Source organism: Mesorhizobium sp. YM1C-6-2 (genome assembly GCF_003666685.1).
Taxonomy (GTDB): domain Bacteria; phylum Pseudomonadota; class Alphaproteobacteria; order Rhizobiales; family Rhizobiaceae; genus Mesorhizobium_K.
Window position 1 is genome coordinate 14,088 of the sequence record NZ_RCIZ01000022.1, and the last position, 17,291, is coordinate 31,378.

General features: G+C 63.7%; 16 protein-coding genes. 11 read left to right on the plus strand and 5 right to left on the minus strand.

All coding sequences use genetic code 11. The features are described from left to right. Positions 1-83: 83 nt before the first annotated feature. A complete protein-coding gene (locus tag D8676_RS26295) occupies positions 84-2,834 on the minus strand; it encodes a decarboxylase (protein WP_121584059.1) in 2,751 nt (916 codons plus the stop codon). Positions 2,835-2,984: 150 nt separating this feature from the next. After that, positions 2,985-4,628 carry a hypothetical protein gene (locus D8676_RS26300; protein ID WP_147448275.1) on the minus strand — a complete coding sequence of 548 codons (1,644 nt, stop codon included), beginning with the start codon at positions 4,626-4,628 and terminating at the stop codon, positions 2,985-2,987. A 397-nt stretch (positions 4,629-5,025) separates the two neighbouring features. On the opposite strand from D8676_RS26300, the gene D8676_RS26305 reads away from it, so the two are divergent. The 6 genes from D8676_RS26305 (at position 5,026) to ydiK (ending at position 9,779) form a co-directional block, all read left to right on the plus strand. Beyond that, positions 5,026-5,682, plus strand: a complete 657-nt coding sequence (locus D8676_RS26305) for a response regulator (RefSeq protein ID WP_121584061.1) — start codon at positions 5,026-5,028, stop codon at positions 5,680-5,682. Positions 5,683-5,828: 146 nt separating this feature from the next. Then, positions 5,829-6,212: a response regulator gene (locus tag D8676_RS26310; RefSeq protein WP_121584062.1), complete on the plus strand. Its 384-nt coding sequence runs from the start codon at positions 5,829-5,831 to the stop codon at positions 6,210-6,212. A gap of 159 nt (positions 6,213-6,371) precedes the next feature. Then, positions 6,372-6,644, plus strand: coding sequence for a hypothetical protein (locus tag D8676_RS26315; RefSeq protein ID WP_147448276.1), 273 nt, complete (start codon positions 6,372-6,374; stop codon positions 6,642-6,644). 127 nt (positions 6,645-6,771) lie between these two features. Continuing rightward, complete coding sequence (locus D8676_RS26320; protein WP_121584064.1) at positions 6,772-7,266, plus strand: hypothetical protein; 495 nt, start codon at positions 6,772-6,774, stop codon at positions 7,264-7,266. 50 nt (positions 7,267-7,316) lie between these two features. After that, positions 7,317-8,552: a biotin/lipoyl-binding protein gene (locus D8676_RS26325; protein WP_121584065.1), complete on the plus strand. Its 1,236-nt coding sequence runs from the start codon at positions 7,317-7,319 to the stop codon at positions 8,550-8,552. Between the two features lie 87 nt (positions 8,553-8,639). After that, the gene (gene ydiK, locus D8676_RS26330) at positions 8,640-9,779 is read left to right on the plus strand and encodes an AI-2E family transporter YdiK (protein ID WP_183097263.1); all 1,140 of its coding nucleotides are present in this window, start codon (positions 8,640-8,642) and stop codon (positions 9,777-9,779) included. On the opposite strand, the gene D8676_RS26335 is transcribed toward ydiK, so the two are convergent. Next, on the minus strand, positions 9,752-10,177 hold the full coding sequence (locus tag D8676_RS26335) for a potassium channel family protein (RefSeq protein WP_121584075.1): 426 nt from the start codon (positions 10,175-10,177) through the stop codon (positions 9,752-9,754). The genes ydiK and D8676_RS26335 overlap by 28 nt on opposite strands. Positions 10,178-10,495: 318 nt before the next feature. Here D8676_RS26335 and D8676_RS26340 point away from each other — a divergent pair, with 318 nt between their 5' ends. The 5 genes from D8676_RS26340 (at position 10,496) to D8676_RS26360 (ending at position 16,556) form a co-directional block, all read left to right on the plus strand. Further along, positions 10,496-12,121, plus strand: coding sequence for a SulP family inorganic anion transporter (locus D8676_RS26340; RefSeq protein WP_121584067.1), 1,626 nt, complete (start codon positions 10,496-10,498; stop codon positions 12,119-12,121). A 165-nt stretch (positions 12,122-12,286) separates the two neighbouring features. Then, positions 12,287-12,568 (plus strand): hypothetical protein, encoded by a 282-nt coding sequence (locus tag D8676_RS26345; protein WP_121584068.1) that lies wholly within the window; start codon positions 12,287-12,289, stop codon positions 12,566-12,568. Positions 12,569-12,584: 16 nt separating this feature from the next. Continuing rightward, on the plus strand, positions 12,585-14,651 hold the full coding sequence (locus D8676_RS26350) for a mechanosensitive ion channel family protein (protein WP_121584069.1): 2,067 nt from the start codon (positions 12,585-12,587) through the stop codon (positions 14,649-14,651). A 133-nt stretch (positions 14,652-14,784) separates the two neighbouring features. Further along, positions 14,785-15,867: a calcium/proton exchanger gene (cax, locus tag D8676_RS26355; RefSeq protein ID WP_121584070.1), complete on the plus strand. Its 1,083-nt coding sequence runs from the start codon at positions 14,785-14,787 to the stop codon at positions 15,865-15,867. A gap of 110 nt (positions 15,868-15,977) precedes the next feature. Then, positions 15,978-16,556 (plus strand): VIT1/CCC1 transporter family protein, encoded by a 579-nt coding sequence (locus D8676_RS26360; protein ID WP_245427187.1) that lies wholly within the window; start codon positions 15,978-15,980, stop codon positions 16,554-16,556. Between the two features lie 95 nt (positions 16,557-16,651). Here D8676_RS26360 and D8676_RS26365 read toward each other — a convergent pair whose 3' ends face one another. After that, entirely contained in the window at positions 16,652-17,017 is a 366-nt protein-coding gene (locus D8676_RS26365) for a hypothetical protein (RefSeq protein WP_245427189.1), read from the minus strand. A 101-nt stretch (positions 17,018-17,118) separates the two neighbouring features. Then, on the minus strand, positions 17,119-17,291 hold a 173-nt coding region (locus tag D8676_RS26370; protein WP_121584071.1), incomplete at its 5' end, for a DUF2950 family protein.

Sequence of the window (17,291 nt, forward strand, 5' to 3'; positions counted from 1 at the left end):
ATCCCCTCTTCTCCTCTGCGGCGGTTCTCTCAACGCTTCGGCCATGCCCCGACCCGCTCGGCCACGGGCAACGCCGCCTCTTTCTATCTGCGCATCCTGGCGGCGACCGTGTCCGGCTTGATCAGCTTGAGCCCCCTGGCGCGCTCGTAGCCGTGGATCTCCTTGACATCGAGCTTGCGCATGAAGTCGATGGTTTCGGGCGTGACCACCTGACCCGGCACCATGATCGGGAAACCCGGCGGATACGGTATGACGAAATTCGCGGACACCATTTCCGGGCCGTCGCGCAGGCGACGGTCGCATTCCTCGGAATTGATCGGCACATATTCGCAGGCGGCCGGATCGTACCCGCCGTAGAAGGCCGAGCGCATGTCGCCTTCCGGCGTCTGCTCGCCGGCGTCGCTCCTGAAAACGCCGTGGAAGCGGCTGAAATTCGGAAGATCCGGCACATCGTGCATCAGCGACTTGACGCGCGCCTCGAACGACTTGCGTCCTGCGTCGCCCCCTTGGGCGAGACGCTCTTCGATCCCGTGGCAGATTTCGAGCAGCACGCGGATCAGATGGGCGATGTCGCTGCGGGTGTTGTTGATGTTGGACTGCAGCAGGACGGAATTGCGCGACGTCTTGTTGAGCTGGATGTCGTAGGTGTTGGCGAGCAGCGCCTTGAACTCGGTCCCGTCGAAGCCCGCAGTGCCGCAAACGAGCGTCATGCGCGTGGGATCAAGGCAGAACTCGTCCTCATGCATGCTCCGCACCTGGTCGACCCAGGTGACGCCGGGCGACAGGAAGTCGACAAAGCCGGTGTTGCGGAACTCGGCCGGGATCATCTCGTCGGCGCCGAGCACCTTGAAATATTTCGAGATCAGCGGATGCGCATTCACCTCGCGCCGGATCGCGAGCGCGATCTCGATCGCGTTGGTGACCAGGCCGTATCCCTCCAGCTCCATCTGACGGCGCGCAACTTCGAGGCTGGCGATCAGCTGCTGGTTGGGGCTGGTCGAGGCGTGGGTGAAGACCGCCTCGCGGAACTGCGATTCGACTGTGTGGTAGTCGACATCCTTGACCAGGACCATCGATCCCTGGCGCAGGGCCGACATCGACTTGTGGGTTGAGTTGGTCTGGTAGACGCGCAGGCGGATCTGCCGCGGATCGGGGATCAGCCGCGTCTCCAGCAGGGTTTCGCGCGACGGCGAGCTGCCGAGTTCGGCCTGCTGCTTTTCATACGCTTCGACCGACTTCGGATCGCGCATCCAGGCTTCGATCACCGCTGCCGCGCCCATCGCCGTGCGCGGACGCAGGAAGGGCGAAAAACGGGCAAAGCCGAACCAGGCCTCGTCCCAGAGGAAGATGAGATCCGGCTTGATCGCCAGGCACTCCTCCATGACGCGCCGCGTGTTGTAGATATGGCCGTCGAACGTGCAGTTGGTCAGGTCGACCATCTTTACGCGGTCGAGACGCCCCTCCTCCTTGAGGTCGAGCAGCGCCGACTTGATGCTGGCGAGCGGCACGGCGCCATACATCGAATACGCCGTCATCGGGAACGCCTCGACGTAGAGCGGCTGGCCGCCGGCGAGCACGAGACCGTAGTGGTGCGACTTGTGGCAGTTGCGGTCGAGGATGACGATGTCGCCCGGCGCGACCAGCGCCTGGTGCACCATCTTGTTGGAGGTGCTGGTGCCGTTCGTGACGAAGAACACCCGGTCGGCGCCGAAGGCGCGCGCAGCCATGTCCTGCGCCATCTTGATGTTGCCGGTCGGCTCCAGGAGGCTGTCGAGGCCGCCGGTGGTCGCGCTGCTTTCGGCAAGCAGGAGGTTGAGTCCGTAGAACTCGCCCATGTCGCGGATCCAGTCGGACTTGAAAACCGACTTGCCGCGCGCGATCGGCAGCGCGTGGAACGTGCTGATCGGGCGCATCGCATATTTCTTCAGATTGTCGAAGAAAGGCGTGCGGTAGCGCGCGGCGATGCCCTCCATCACGGTCAGGTGCAGTTCCAGCATCTCCTCGACCGAGTAGAGCACGCGACGCACCGCGGCCGCGCGCTCGTCACCGGCGACGGCCTCGACGCGCCGATCCGACAGCAGGTAGATGTCGAGCTCGGGCCGGATACGCTTCAGTGCGTTGGCCAGCGCCAGCGGCCGGTCGGCCTCCGACACGTTGCTCGCGCCGAAACCGGTCGCCTCCAGGAAGTTCCTCAGGATGGGCGCCGCGTGCGTGGATGCCTGCGAAAAACCCTCGTAGATGGTGACAGCCGCGATCGCCGGATTGATGACTGCGGCGCTGATGGCGTCCTCGAACGACGAAACCTGGACGGCTTCGTAGATGAAGCTGTCTTCCGGCCGGCGAAGCCGCCGCATCTCGCCGAGCAGCCTGTCGCTGCGCATGGCGGCCGCAGGCGTCACCATGAGCATCTCGAAATATGGGCGTCGCCTTTCGCCGTCCTCGAAGATGTCGACGAAGGAACTGGATCCCTCGCCGGTAGCCTCCTCGCCTTGCCAGTCCGCCGCGTCCTGCTTGTACCGGCGGGTGATGATCGAACGCGAGATGCGGCGTGCGAGTTCAGCGAATGATTCGGCGGAGCCTGCTTCCAGACGCTCCCTGAGCTTGGCCATCAGGCGCCGTCCGGGGAAGGCGTGAAACTCTTCGATGGCGCCCAGCGCATCGAGTGAAGACGCGACCTCGTCCTGGCTCGAGGACCCGGCGGCCCAGTCATTGGCGACCGCCGTAAGGTCGCGCCAGCGGTCTGCGCGGGCGGCGGGCATCGAAAAGAAGTGGTCGACTCTCTGCAGTTCGGCATCCTTCGAAATCGTCGCCGCATTCTTGGAGAGCGTCGTCATCGTGGTCCCTCGCTCGGTCCTCACGTCGAGCACGGTCTGTGCTTGCCCGACACACATGGCCCAGTTGGTCTTAGGGAGCGGAGAATGCGCAAGTATTGGGAGAGTAAGTTACGGTAGCATCGTTGGACGAAGCGGTGGATCTCGCCGGCATCAGTGCCGCGCGGTGTCCATCGGGAGTCCGGCGTCCTGGAGCGCCGACCTGATTTCGCGGACAAGAGTGGATTGCACGACGGCGCCGCCGCCGAAGTCACGCAGGATGCTGGGTCCGAACAGCGGATCGAGCCGGAGAATGCTTGTTACGGCATCGGCAGCCTCCTCATAACGTCCGAGCCGAACCGACGCGATCGCCTTCGCCACGAAACCTTGCGTGATATCCTGCGCGCGTATCTGCCGGGCTTCGTCATAGGCCCGTTCGAAGTTTCCGTTCATGAAATGATGGAACGCCAACCCGACCCGCTGGATGCCGACTTCGAGCGGGCTCTTCGAGATCGCCTCCGCGATGAGCCGGCTTCCGCCCTCCCAGTCGCCGGAAAGGCATGAGTAGTAGCCCAGGTCGGCCATCGCATCGGCCGAATTCGGGTTGAGCGCGACGGCGGCGCGTAACGACGCGAGGCTTTCGCCGACATTTTCCAGGAACCAGTGAGCGACGCCAAGCGCATGGTGCGAGCGGCTGGAATTCGGCGACAATTCGACAGCCCTCGAGGCAAGCTCGAACGCCCGCCGTCTCAGGTCGTCCGGTTCAGCCGACGCATAGCCGAACCGGTATCCGTCCGAGTGGATCTGGGAAAGGCATGCCAGGGGCTCGGATTGGCCCGCATCGGCTGCCAGCGCGCTCTCCAGGGACTTGCGTGCCGCGGTGTAGAGGTCGCGTTCAGGCGCCCGGCGATACCGGATGAAATGCGTCATGCTGTTGAAATGCACGAGGCTGCACGGGTCACCTGCCGCAAAATACCTGCGCAGGTCACCGATGAGCATCATGCGCGCCCACAGCGAGCGCGCGATACGATCCGCAATCTTGTCGCGGACCTCGAATATGCCGTCGGTCATCGTTTCATCGACCAGGGTCTCCGCCCAGATCACCTCGCCGCTCGCGCCATGCAGCAGTGTGGCTTTCACCTTGAGCACGTTCGACGCTACGACCGCGTCGCCTGTGAGGACGAAGTCGGCCGCCGGCGCTGCTGTCGGACACTCAGCCGAATCCGACCAGGATCTCGGGATCGGCATGAAGACGGCAAGTTCGGGATAACGGCTGAGCCCTATCGCGATCTGGCGGGTAAGGCCGTCGCAGTAGTTCAGATAGCCCGGGGTTTCGGATTCGAAATTGAATGCCGAAATCCCGATCGATGGCCGACGCGACACCGGCGCCGAAGCGATACCGCGTCGCGGCTCCTGGTCCACAGCGGATCGAAGCGCGGCCTGGTCCTGGAATTTCGGCACGTAGCCGCCTTTCGGCAGCGTGATCCTTATCGGGCCGGTTTCCCCTTCGACAAGATAGAAGCGCTCCAGCGACCGTCGCAGGCGCCGGGCTTCCATCCGCACCACAGGATCGAGCGCGGGATCGAAGCTGTCGTCCCTGCCGAACACGAGGGTGGCGATGCTATAGGCCTTTATCCGGTCGCCCCTGTCCGAAAGCGTCTCCTCGACGACATAGTCCAGAAAGCGCCGATTTCGTTCAGAAGCGTCGAATTGGGGGGAACTCAGAATGCGGTCCAGCTCGAAGCGAACCTGCTCAGCCGTATCGGACTTCCGGCCTTCTGAAGCACGCTCTTCACCGCCTTCCGGATAGGCCGTCACAAGATGCAACCTTGGCGAGTCCAACATGCTGCCCTCGCCGGCGCGGTTGACTTCCGCCGCCCGACGTCCCCGTTGACAAATGCTAGAACAAAGTCGAGCATAAGCCTTTGAGGGAGTTGTTCAATTGGCCATGGGTGCGTTGTTCTACGGGACATTGTCCCGAGGGACAATAAGACGCGAGGCGATCCGCCTTAGCCACGGGAACACTTGTCTGTCTACAATATTCGTATGCACCGCAACTGATGTCTATGTTCCATCGGGGACTATGAAGGCGTAGCGTTGCTGTCGCACATGATCGATGAAGTGAACCGGCAGGCGGGTGTGCTCGGAAGATGGATAGAACGAAGTTTGGTCCTTTGCAGGCAATTGGCCGTGTCGATGCAAAGGTGTGAGGTCCATGACCGCTCTGATTTGCATCATTGACGACGACGATTCTTTCCGGACAGCGATTGCACGTCTGCTTCAGTTGCGCGGCTATGATGTCACGCAGTTCGCCACTGCCGACGATTTTCTGGTCGAAGTGCGCAAGGGCATCGAGCCCGATTGCGTTTTGCTCGACATCAGCCTGCCGGGATTGAGCGGGCCGGCGCTTCAGGAACGCCTGGTCGAGCTTGGCTGCTCTTTTCCCATAATCTTCGTCACCGGCTTCGGGGACGTGCCGACGACCGTGCGGGCCATCAAAGCGGGCGCGGAGGATGTCCTGACCAAGCCGGTGTCGGAGCAGGCCCTGATGGACGGCATCAAAAGCGCGCTCGCCCATTTGCACCGGGACCGGTCGAACAGGGAATGGCGCAGGGGTGCACATGCGTTGCTTGAAACCCTGACCCCTCGCGAACGGGAAGTCTTCGAGTGCGTCGTGCGCGGCAAATCGAACAAGCAGGCCGGGCGGGAGCTGGGCATCACCGAGCGGACCATCAAGGCCCACCGGCAGCGCATCTTCGAGAAACTGCACGCCAGGACGGTCGCCGATCTGGTCTCGTTGGCCGAGCGGCTCGACTTACTGTCGCACCAGCGCATCGCCGTCACAGATACGCGGCCGGTCTCCATCGACTGAGAGAAGCCCGGCGATCGCGTTGAGTGCCGGCCGCGCCGGCAGACTGTCCGAGGGGACAGTAGCAGCCCTCAGGCACAATCTGCTAAGTCTCCTGTGTCAGCGGACCTTTGTCCACGCGTAGGTGCCGCTCGCGTCAGGACCGTGCAATGCCTGCGGCGAAACCAATCCACATACTCGATGACGACGTCGATTACCTCAAGGCGATGAAACGTCTGTTGGGGGTGCACGGCCTGCAGGTGAAAGCGTTCTCGTCGGCCGAGGAGTTCCAAAAGCAAGCGAATCTCGACGACGCCTCCTGCCTCATCCTGGACATTCATCTCGGCGCCGCCTCGGGCATCGACATCCTGCTCGAGCTGGTCCGGTCCGGCGTGACGACACCGATCGTTATTGTCACCGCGAGCGACAGCGACGCCGTCCGCCGGGCAGCGGTCGAAGGCGGCTGCGACGCCTATCTCCAAAAGCCGGTATCGGCCAAGGTCCTGCTGGACGTGCTCCGCAGCGTCGCCACATCGAAAATCGAGCCCCGTTGATTTCCCGTCGAAAGTCCCGCCGATTGTCGCCGGCATCCAGCCTTGGGTCGCCGCCCCGACAGATTACAGTAACTTACTTGTCTGGCCGGCAGGCGGCGGTGATCGTGTCAGCGTGCATCTATCCACGTGCATTCCGAGGATCGATCAGAGCACCGACAAATGAAGACGCCGAAAAACCGGTCCATGCCGCTGACAGCCGCGATGGCTCGGTTTGTCGACGTAGCCGAGTTGATCAGGTCGCGCGCAGAGTTGGACGACACTCTTCGGGACCTGTGCGAGGACTATCGCCTGGCGCGCGAACTGCTCCTGAACGCCAAGAAGGAGAAGCCCCGCTCGACGAAGAATATCTCCGAATATTCGTCTCTCGTCGACGACCTGGAAGATGAGATAATGCGGTACCTGGTGAACGTGAAGCAGCACCCCGAAACATGAACGAAGCAAGAAAATCGCTGCCGGGCCGTACGAGGGTTGGGGCTATGGTCATAACCCGGCCGCTCATCTACAAATCTTGCGGCAATCTCCCGGCCGCCCGCCCGGGAACAGCGAAGGAGCTGCGGATATGACGGCCACGATGAATCCAGCCGCGCCGCACTATTTGCCTGTGTTCATCACCGCGCCGGGCGAGTCGGATGTGTTCCTCAACGGGGCGGCGATCTTTCTTGTCGTGATGGTCTTTGTGCTCGGCAGCGTCTATTTCCGGCTGCACGCGCTGCCTGAGCATATGGCCCACAAGAACGCCAGCAAGCTTCAGTTCGAGGTAGTCGCAGTCCTGGCGTTGCTGGGACTGTTCACCCACAACACCACGTTCTGGTTCGCGGCCCTGATCCTGGCGCTTGTTCCCATACCGGACTTCCATGGACCTCTGACCACCATGGCCGACTCGCTGGCGAAGATGGCCGGTTATCGCAGGACGGCGCTTGCGGAGACGCCGGCTGCGCCGCCCCAAGAAGAAAATGCGGCGGAATCGCATACCGATGCGGGAGCCGCGTCGCCTCATCAGGAGGCGATCACCGTGCTCCCCGAGCGGCCGCACAAGGCTAGGGCCGAAAGCTAGATCGGGTTCCGGTCGAGATCCGACAGAGGTCATGCATGAGGGCTTGAGACATGATCGAACTGCTTCTTTGTTCCCTGGTGACGATCCTGCCGGACTACCTTTATCGGCGCTACGCGCAGGGGAAGCGGCTTGGTCGCGAGATCACGCTCTACTCGGTTTGGTTTGAGCTTCGGTACGGGATAACCGCCTGCCTTGCGCTGACGATCTCGCTCATCACCCTCATCCTGTACTTCCATCCGTCGACGTCCAATGCCGTTTCGTTCTTCCGCACGGTGCCGCTCCTTCCTGAGGGATCGGGCCGCGTCGAGGAGGTCTATGTAAAGGTTCGAGACAAGGTCGAAGCAGGCCAGCCGATATTCAGGCTCGACAGTTCCAAGCAGGAGGCGGCGCTGGAGACGGCTCGCCGACGTCTGTCCGAGGTTGACGCCGCCTTGGCGTCCGCCACCTCCGAACTGGCTGCCGCGGACGCGCGCATAGGAGAGGCACAGGCCGCGTATCAGCAAGCCCTGCAGGAACTCGAAACCAAGATAGAGTTGCGCAAGCGGCACGAGGCCTCCGTCGCGGCGCGCGAGATCGAGAGACTCCAGATCCTCGTCACCGGACGAGACGCGGCAGTTTTGACGGCCAAAGCGAACAAGGGAACCACCGAGACGCAGATTTCGTCCGTTCTACCGGCCCAGAAGGCAAGCGCCGAAGCAGAGCTAGCGCAGGCGGAGGTCGAGCTGAACAAGACGACGGTTCGCGCAGGCATCGCCGGCACGCTGGAACAGTTCACGTTGCGAAAGGGCGATGTCGTCAATCCCCTGATGCGGCCGGCCGGCGTGCTCATCCCGGCGGATGCAGGTCGCTGGGGGCTGATAGCCGGGTTCAACCAGCTCGAGGCCCAGGTGATCAAGGTGGGCATGCTTGCCGAGGCCACCTGCATATCGAATCCGCTGACGATCATCCCGATGGTCGTCACGGACGTCCAGGACCTGATCGCGAGCGGACAGTTGCGCGCCTCGGACCAGTTGGTCGATGCGCAACAGGCCGCCGTTCCGGGGACGTTGACGGTCTATCTCGAGCCGCTCTTCGAAGGCGGGTTCGACAACGTGCCGCCCGGCAGCAAGTGCCTCGCAAATGCATACACGAACAATCACGACCGCCTGCAGAACGAAGATCTGGGGACCATGACGAGCCTGTATCTCCACATGATCGACACGGTTGGAGTGGTGCACGCGATCATTCTCAGGATCCACGCGCTCCTGCTGCCGTTCCAGACGCTGGTGTTCTCCGGGGAGCATTGAGGCGGCCAAACCCGCAGTCGGCTGGCCGGCTGAATCGCGGCGCATCGGGCGCCAGCACGTTCAGCCGGCTCGAAAAGGTGGCATGTGATGTCGCAGCATCCGGATATCGGCCGGACCACACTCTCCGTCCTCTTCATCGGCGGGCTCATCGTGGGCAGCCTCTGGGTGATGCGGCCCTTCCTGCCGGCCGTCCTGTGGGCGGCGACGCTCGTCCTTGCCACATGGCCGCTGTTGCTGTGGGTGCAACGCCACGTCGGCAACCGCAGGGGCGTCGCGGTCTTCGTGATGACCCTTGCGATACTGCTGATCCTCATCATTCCGCTATGGCTCGCGGTCAGCACCGTCGTCACCAACATCGATCTGATCGGCGACCTCCTGAAAACGGTGCTGTCGTTGCGCGTCCCCCCGCCGCCGGCCTGGCTTGTCGACCTGCCGGTGATAGGAACGGCGGCGGTGAACGCCTGGACGAAGCTGCAATCCGCGGATGTCCAGGAATTCATTTCCAGGCTTACGCCCTATGCCGGCACGCTGACGCAATGGTTCGCGTCCGCCGCCGGCAGCCTTGGCGGCATGTTCATCCAGTTCCTGCTGACGACGGCCATCGCGGCGGTCATGTATGCCGGCGGTGAACAGGCCGCCGCCTATGTCCGGCGCTTCGGCCGCCGGCTGGCCGGCGACCGCGGCGAAAAGGCGGTCTATCTCGCAGGGCAAGCCATCAGGAGCGTCGCGCTGGGCGTCGTGGTCACGGCTGTGGCGCAAAGCATAATCGGCGGTGTCGGGCTGGCGGTTGCCGGCGTGAAGTTCGCAGGCCTGCTCACCGCCCTGATGTTCGTCCTTTGCCTGATCCAGCTCGGCCCCGCCCTGGTCCTCATTCCGGCGGTGGTGTGGGTGTACTATTCGAACGATGCATTCCTGGGCACGGTCCTGGTCGTCTTCACCATCGTGGCCACGACCATCGATCAATTCATACGACCAATCCTCATCAGACGGGGCGCAGCTTTGCCGCTGCTTCTCATACTGGCCGGCGTCGTCGGTGGCCTGATCGCCTTCGGCTTTCTCGGCATCTTCATCGGCCCCACCGTGCTTGCGGTCACCTACACGCTGCTGAACGCCTGGATCGCCGAGGAAAACCAGCCGGAGGACCTGGCCAAGGAAACCAGCCCGCCTCGCCAACCCGCTACCGCCGAGCCCGCGGCTCCCTACCTTGTCGGTGGTCCCGGAAGATAGAGACGTTGGATCACGATCATTATGAGCGCCGTGGCCCAGCCGAATATGATCCAGCCATTGGCCGCCTCGAACGTTGCGAGCAAGCGTGATTCCTTGTCGAGCACGATGTCGCCATAGCCGACGGTGGTAAAGCTAACCGTCGAGAAATACAGCGCCTCTTCGAAACTCGGCAGCGCGCTCCGGAGCCTGTAGACGGCAGCCCAAATGACGACATCGATTGCGATCGGAAAGAGCAGGAACAACACCCAGACGACGACCACAAGATTTGGTCGCTTCAGCATCTTGTGGCTGGTCTCCTCCATCGACTTCAGGGTGCGCAAGCCGACCGACATGAACGCCGCCTGGACGACGACCGTGGTCCCGATGACAAGGCCGGCCAACAGCAATTGCGACAGCATGCCCAGGCCCACTCTCGAAGCCACAGCGCGGTCGATCATAGCGCACAAGCGGGACCTGCGCACCCGGCCGCCACGATGGAGTAGCAAAGGCCGGCGACCGGCGGCCATTGTCCCTTGGGTCAGTGGCAGAACGGGACCGTCGAAGGGTAGTATCGGGCCCGGATAGAGACGCGTCTCCGGTGAGTGCCGGCCTTGCCCGGCGGCATCGACCTGGTGAGAACGCCATTAGGCGGAAGGGCTCGCGCCTGTCCGGAACCGTGAGGCTGGTTGCGGATGGCGTCCAAAACGCAAGCGACGGGAAACGATCGGAGCACCGGCATGACGGCCGGCTCGATCCGGCCCGACATCGTGGCGGGACTGACCGCCGCCGCCGTGGTCCTGCCAAAGGGAATGGCCTACGCCACGGTTGCGGGGCTGCCTGTCAGCGTCGGCCTTTATACGGCCTTCGTGCCGATGATCGTCTATGCTTTCCTCGGCACATCGCGCGTCCTGAGCGTCAGCTCCACGACGACGCTGGCCATCCTGACCGGAACGCAATTGGGCATCGCCGTTCCGGATGGCGACCCTGCGAAGCTGATCGTGGCAGCGGCGACGCTGACCGCACTGACCGGCGTCATATTGCTCGCGGCGTCCGTGCTCCGGCTGGGGTTTGTCGCCAATTTCATCTCCGCGCCCGTGCTGACCGGCTTCAAGGCCGGCATCGGACTGGTGATCGTGCTCGATCAGCTCCCGAAGCTGCTCGGCATCCACATCACCAAGGAAGGCTTTTTTCGCGATGTATTGAGTGTGGTGCAGCATTTGCCCGAGACGTCGCTTCTCACGCTGGCGTTTGCGGTCGCGACTCTTGCCGCATTGCTGCTGATGGAACGTTTCTGGGCCCACGCCCCTGCCCCGCTCATCGCAATGGGCGCAGCGATTGGCCTCTCGTGGATCCTGGGCGCAAGCTCGCTTGGCGTCGCAACGGTGGGGTTCATCCCGCAAGCGCTACCTTCGCCGACGCTTCCCGATCTTGCACTCGTTCAGATGCTGCTTCCGGGAGCGCTCGGCATCGCCTTGATGAGCTTCACCGAAACGATCGCGGCCGGCAAAGCCTTCTCCGTCCCCTCCGATCCACCCATAAAGCCGGGCCGCGAACTCGTGGCGACCGGCGCCGCCAATCTCGCCGGCGCCTTCTTCGGGGCGATGCCGGCCGGCGGCGGCACCTCTCAGACAGCCGTCGTGCGCGCGGTCGGCGGGCAATCGCAGAAGGCGTCCCTCGTCACGGCGGCTGCGTCGGCGGCCACCATGCTTGCGCTGGCGCCGCTGCTCGGGCTGCTGCCGCAGGGCGTGCTGGCCGCCATCGTGATCGCCTACTCGGTTGGGCTTATCAAACCCACCGAATTCGCATCGATCCTCCGGATCAGGCGGATGGAATTCTGGTGGGCGGTCGTGGCGTTTCTGGGTGTGCTTTTCTTCGGAACGCTGCAAGGCATCGTCGTGGCGATCATCCTCTCGCTAGTCGGCCTGGCCGCCCAGGTGGCGAATTCGAAGGTGCATGTCATCGGCCGCAAGAAGGGGGCTCCCGTTCTGAGGCCGCTTTCACCTGAGCATCCGGACGATGAAACCGTTGAAGGCCTGCTCATCCTGCGGCCGGAAGGTCGGCTTTTCTTCCTCAACGCCCAGCAGGTGGCCGACCAGATCCAGCACGCCATCGCGACCCATAATCCGCGGGTCCTCGTGCTGGATCTGAGCGGTGTCGTGGACATCGAATATTCGGCCCTTCAGATGTTGGTGGAAGGCCATCAGCGCCTCTCCGAGCGCGGTGTGAAGTTATGGCTGGCCGGGCTCAACCCGCGGGTGCTCGACTATCTTCGAGCCGCGAAGTTCCCAGATAGGTTGGGGTCCAATGCCATGCACCACAACGCGGAAGCAGCGGTCGACGCCTACGAACGGGATCGATGCTAGCCCACGATGCTTCGCCTGCATGCCGGCCGGCAGCGCTCCGGGAGACGGCCGTCGACCGCCTCCGTAACTTACGCCTTGTACCTTTCTCGCCGCCGTCGCCCTCACCTAGAGTGGATCGACAGGCCGCGATACTGCGGCATCCGCCGGGGCCAACCGATGCGACCCATGCTTCCGATGCAAGTGCTCTCGACGTTCCTTTTGCTCGCGCTTGCCGGCTGCACCAGCGCCAGCAGTGGAACGGGCGGCCCGGCTCCCGGGTCGGATGCCTGGTACGAGACGGCTTCGCCCGAGAAGATCGCCAACTATTTCAGGTCTCAGTGCGTGACCTACGGCTATCTGCCGGGAACCCCCGAGATGGCCGAGTGCATCGGCAAGGAGGCCAGCGCCGCCAAGCAGACACATGTGGCGCGATCCGCGGCCATCGCCGCGGCAACGGCAGGATATTGACGAAGAGGACCTGCCCATGATGCGCGTTTTGCCGCTGAGGCTGGGCTTGGCGGGACTTCTTGCGCTGCTGCTCTGCCTGGGCACGGCCGGCGTTGGACTGGCGCAGCCCGGAGTGGCCGACGTTACGCCCGAGAAGGCCAAGCAGTTCCTCGATCTCATGAACGATCCCGAGATCAAGGCCTGGCTCGAGCGCAAGGTCGTCGAGCCCAGCGCGGCGGCGGCGGATTGGAGCCTCGCAGACTCGGTCGCGGCCTGGGAGCAGACCATGCGCGGCCGCCTTGGCAACCTCGTCGCGGCGATCCCCCGCCTTCCCGCGGAGTTCGCCAAAGTGGCCGAGGTCGCTGCACGCGACGTCAATGCAGGCCGACCGGGGCTCGTCTTTCTCATCCTGGTCGTTCTTGTCGCGGTCGGCGCCGGAGCCGAATGGCTTGTGCGACGATCGATAGGCAGGGTGGCGCCGGGCCGTGCCGGGGTCGACGCGACCGCGATTGCAATGGAGGCCGCCGCCCTTCTGGCCTTCTCGCTGGCCAGCTTCGGCTCCTTCGTGGCATTCGACTGGCCGCCGATGCTCCGCAGGGTCGTGCTCACGCTGCTTGCGGCCGTCATTGCTTTCCGCTTCGTCCGCGCGGTTGCCAGTCTGGTGCTGGCCTTGCCGGTCGTCGACCCGAACGCCGCCCCGGATGCTCCACCCGCTGCACCCGACCCGACGGTAATCCGCTTCTGGCTCCGCCGAACGAGCGTTATCGCAGGCATACTCTTTTTCGGCTGGGCCACGGTCAGCATCGTGCGGGCCCTCGGCATGTCGCCTGACGCGGCCCGCCTCCTCGCTTATCTGCTGGGCATCGGGCTGCTGGCCGCGGGCATCGAAACCGTCTGGCGGCTTCCGGCGCCAGATACGTCCTGGCTCAGGCGGATCCTGCTTGGCATATTCCTGCTCGTCTTGTGGCTGGTATGGGTGGCGGGCATGCCCGGCCTGCTGTGGCTCGGTATTTTCGGTCTGGTCCTGCCGTCGGCGGTGCGGGGCACCGGGCGGTTGGCGCAGGCGCTGGCCGGAACGGCGCGGCCCACCGGCGCGATCGGCATCGTCGTCGACGTGCTGGTGGTCAGGGGCGCGCGGGCCCTGGTGATCGCTGCCGCTGTGGCCTGGCTGGCCTATCTCTGGCGCTCCGGCGCCAGCGCGCTCTCCGGCAGCGAAATCGGCGACAGGGTGATCGGCGGCGTGCTCAACGCGATCATCGTCATCCTGATCGCCGACCTGCTCTGGCAGTTGTCGAAGGGCCTCATCAACCATCGGCTGAACGTCGAATCGCAAGCGGCCGGCAGCGACGACAAGATCGCGCGCGCCGCGCGCCTGAGGACGTTGCTGCCGATCTTTCGCAACACGCTGGCCGTCTTCATCGCCCTGGTCTCGGCACTCACGATCCTGTCGGGGCTAGGCGTGCAGATCGGTCCGTTGATTGCCGGTGCCGGCATCTTCGGCGTCGCCATCGGCTTCGGCTCGCAGACACTGGTCAAGGACGTTCTCAGCGGCGTCTTCTTTATGCTGGACGACGCCTTCCGCGTCGGCGAGTACATACAGAGCGGGTCCTATATGGGAACGGTGGAATCGTTCAGCTTGCGATCGGTGCGGCTCAGGCACCACCGGGGTCCGATCTACACCGTTCCGTTCGGATCGCTCGGCGCGATCGAGAACATGAGCCGCGACTGGGTCATCGATAAGATGAAGGTCCGGGTCACCTACGATTCCGACGTGGAGTTGGCGCGCAAGCTCATCAAGAAGATCGGCCAGGACCTCGCGGCCGATCCGGAGTTCGCCGCCGACACGATCGAGCCGCTCAAGATGCAGGGCATCGACAACTTCGGCGATTTTGCCATCGAGCTGAAGATGAAGCTGATGACCAAGCCCAACACGCAGTTCAAGATGAAGCGCCAGGCTCTGATGATGATCAAGAAGGCCTTCGCGGAAAACGGCATCAAGATCGCGGTGCCGACGGTTCACGTGGAGGGCGGCGGCGACCGGGCCGCGGCCGCTCAGCAGGCGGTGAACGCCTTGAAGCCGGTGCCGGAGGCGGCCGCCGGCTAGACTCGAAATTGCGAGGCTCTTCGCCAGGGCGGCAGCTTACAGGTTGTTACACCTCGGACGTTGAGGCGGTCAGCGCGGCGCGCGACACTGGCGAAAGGCAAAACGCCTTGGTTGCGGATCTGGCGGAGCGGACATGAACGCGATTGTCGGGGAATTGCGGACAAAGCCGCTGCTATGGCTGTTGGTGTTCGTTCCGGCTGCGCTTGCCGGCGAGCATATATGGCCGGACCGGCATGTCCTGCTCTTTCTGCTGTCGGTGCTGGCAATTGTACCCCTGGCGGCCTTGCTCAGCAAAGCGACGGAATCGGTCGCCGACAAGACCGGCGAAGCTATCGGCGGGCTTCTGAATGCCACGCTCGGCAACCTCACCGAGCTTATCATAGCGCTGACGGCGCTGCAGGCCGGACAGTATCTGCTGGTCAAGGCGTCGATCGCAGGCGCGATCGTCAGCAACACGCTGTTCATGCTCGGGGGAGCCTTCCTGATCGGCGGGCTGCGCCACCATGAACAGCAGTTCAACCGCGTCAGCGCGCGCCTCCAGTCCGGGCTGCTGTTTCTGGCGACAGTCGCCCTGCTGGTGCCGTCGCTTCTGGCCGAGGAAGGCCACGCGGCGATGCTGCAACCGCTCAGCCTCGGGCTCGCCGCGCTTCTCATCGTCGCCTATTGCCTCGGCATGGTGTTCTCGCTCTGGACCCACCGCGAGAATTTCGCCAGCGTCGGCCACGGCGAGGAAGGCGAAGCCCCCTGGCCCATTCCGGTGGCGATCGGCGTGCTCGCTGCGGTCACCGTGCTCGTCGCTTTGGTGAGCGAAGTGTTTGTCGCCTCTGTGCAGAGCGCGGCGGAGACGCTTGGCATGACGCCCGCCTTCGTCGGCTTCGTCATCGTCGCGCTGGTCGGCGCGGCCGCCGAGATAGCGACGGCCTTTACGGCGGCGGCACGCAACCGGCTCGACCTCAGCGTCAGCATCGCGCTCGGAAGCGCCGCGCAGATAGCCCTGTTCGTCGCGCCGCTGCTCGTCATCCTCAGCTACTTCATCGGCCCTGCCCCCATGAGCCTGCAATTCTGGCCGGGCGCGATCGGGATGATGCTGATCGCCACGCTGGCTGCGACGCTGATGACCAATGGCGGACGCTCCGCATGGTTCGTCGGCGTCATGATCCTGATGGTCTACGCCATCTTCGCCATGACGCTTTTCCTTCTGCCGCCCGCCGCATGACGAGCCACGCGTCATACAGAACAAGCGCGGGCGCCACGGCCGAGAAGACGGTGCGCCGCAGAATCCTCGATCCGCTGGATCGCGCCAGCGAAATCCTTTTCGGGCTGATCATGGTGCTGACCTTCACCCTCTCGATCACCGCGACCGAAGCGGGCCGGGAGGATGTCCACACCGTGCTGATCGGCGCTTTGGGCTGCAATCTCGCATGGGGGATAATCGACGCCGTCATGTACCTGATGGGGGTGCAGGGCGAACGGCGGATCGCGGTCTCGGATCTTGCCGCGATCCGCAACGAGGATGACCCGGTCCTGGGACGCGCTCTCGTTGCGGATCAGCTGCCCCCGGCAGTTCTTGCCGCGCTCACGGATGCCGAACTTGAACGCATCCGACTCCGCCTCAAGGCGCTTCCGGAAAGCCCTCCGGACCAGGTGTGGCAATGGAACGACCTGCTCGCGGCCTGTGGGGTGTTCCTTCTTGTCTTCTTCTGCGTGTTTCCTGTCGTCTTGCCGTTCCTGCTCTTCGACGAGATCGCCCTGGCGCTGAGGGTGTCGAACGTCGTCGCCATCCTGCTTCTGTTCCTCACCGGATTCACATTCGGGCAATACGTCGGAAGCCCCTGGCGCACCGGAATCCTGATGATCCTGATCGGTATTGCGCTGGTTGCGGTCGCGTTCGCGCTCGGCGGATGACACGCGGGTCCATGCTGAGCGCGCCAAGCCTGACCGGCACGGCCGCTCGGCCTGCTTCTCGCGGGTCGGGAGATTAAGGCAGGATCGCAGTCCTGTTATTTTGCCAGATCGTAGGCTTGTCCGGACGATCTCAGATCATCGAGCGTCTTGTCGGAGCATGACCCGGACTGTTCGCCGCCCACCCTGTGGCCCACGCCTTCGATGGTGATCATTCCGGCCTGCCTGTCCGGCGTCAGGTAGATCGCGACCCCGTCTGGGCTCAACTTGGAAAAGTAGAAGGCGTGCGCAACGCCCTCTGACTCGCAATAGATCAGATAGGGAAAATCCTTGAACGAAAAATCCTGGGCACCGGCGGGCGTCCACCAGGACGAGCAAGCCGACGCGCCCGCGAAGGCGATCGAAACGAATCTCAGCCATGCGGAGTTCGGCTGGCGACCCGACCGGGACGACACAGCGATCATGGAGCGACCTCCTCTATTTCTTAGGCATATCTCTTTCCCGGCGAGCGGAGCTTCGCCGGTTCGGCGGGGCTAGGCAAAGTGCCGGCCGCAAGGTCCCGGCATCAGTCGGCCACCACGTCCCATGCTGCATCGGGATTGAAGCGGTCGATGTATTTCGCGATCGCCTCGGTGGCCGGGCCGAGGTCGATCTCGTAGACGACGCCGTGCTGGTTGACGGCGAAGGTCTTGACGCCGGTCTCGCCGTATTTGGCCGGCCAGGCAAGCAGCCCGAAGC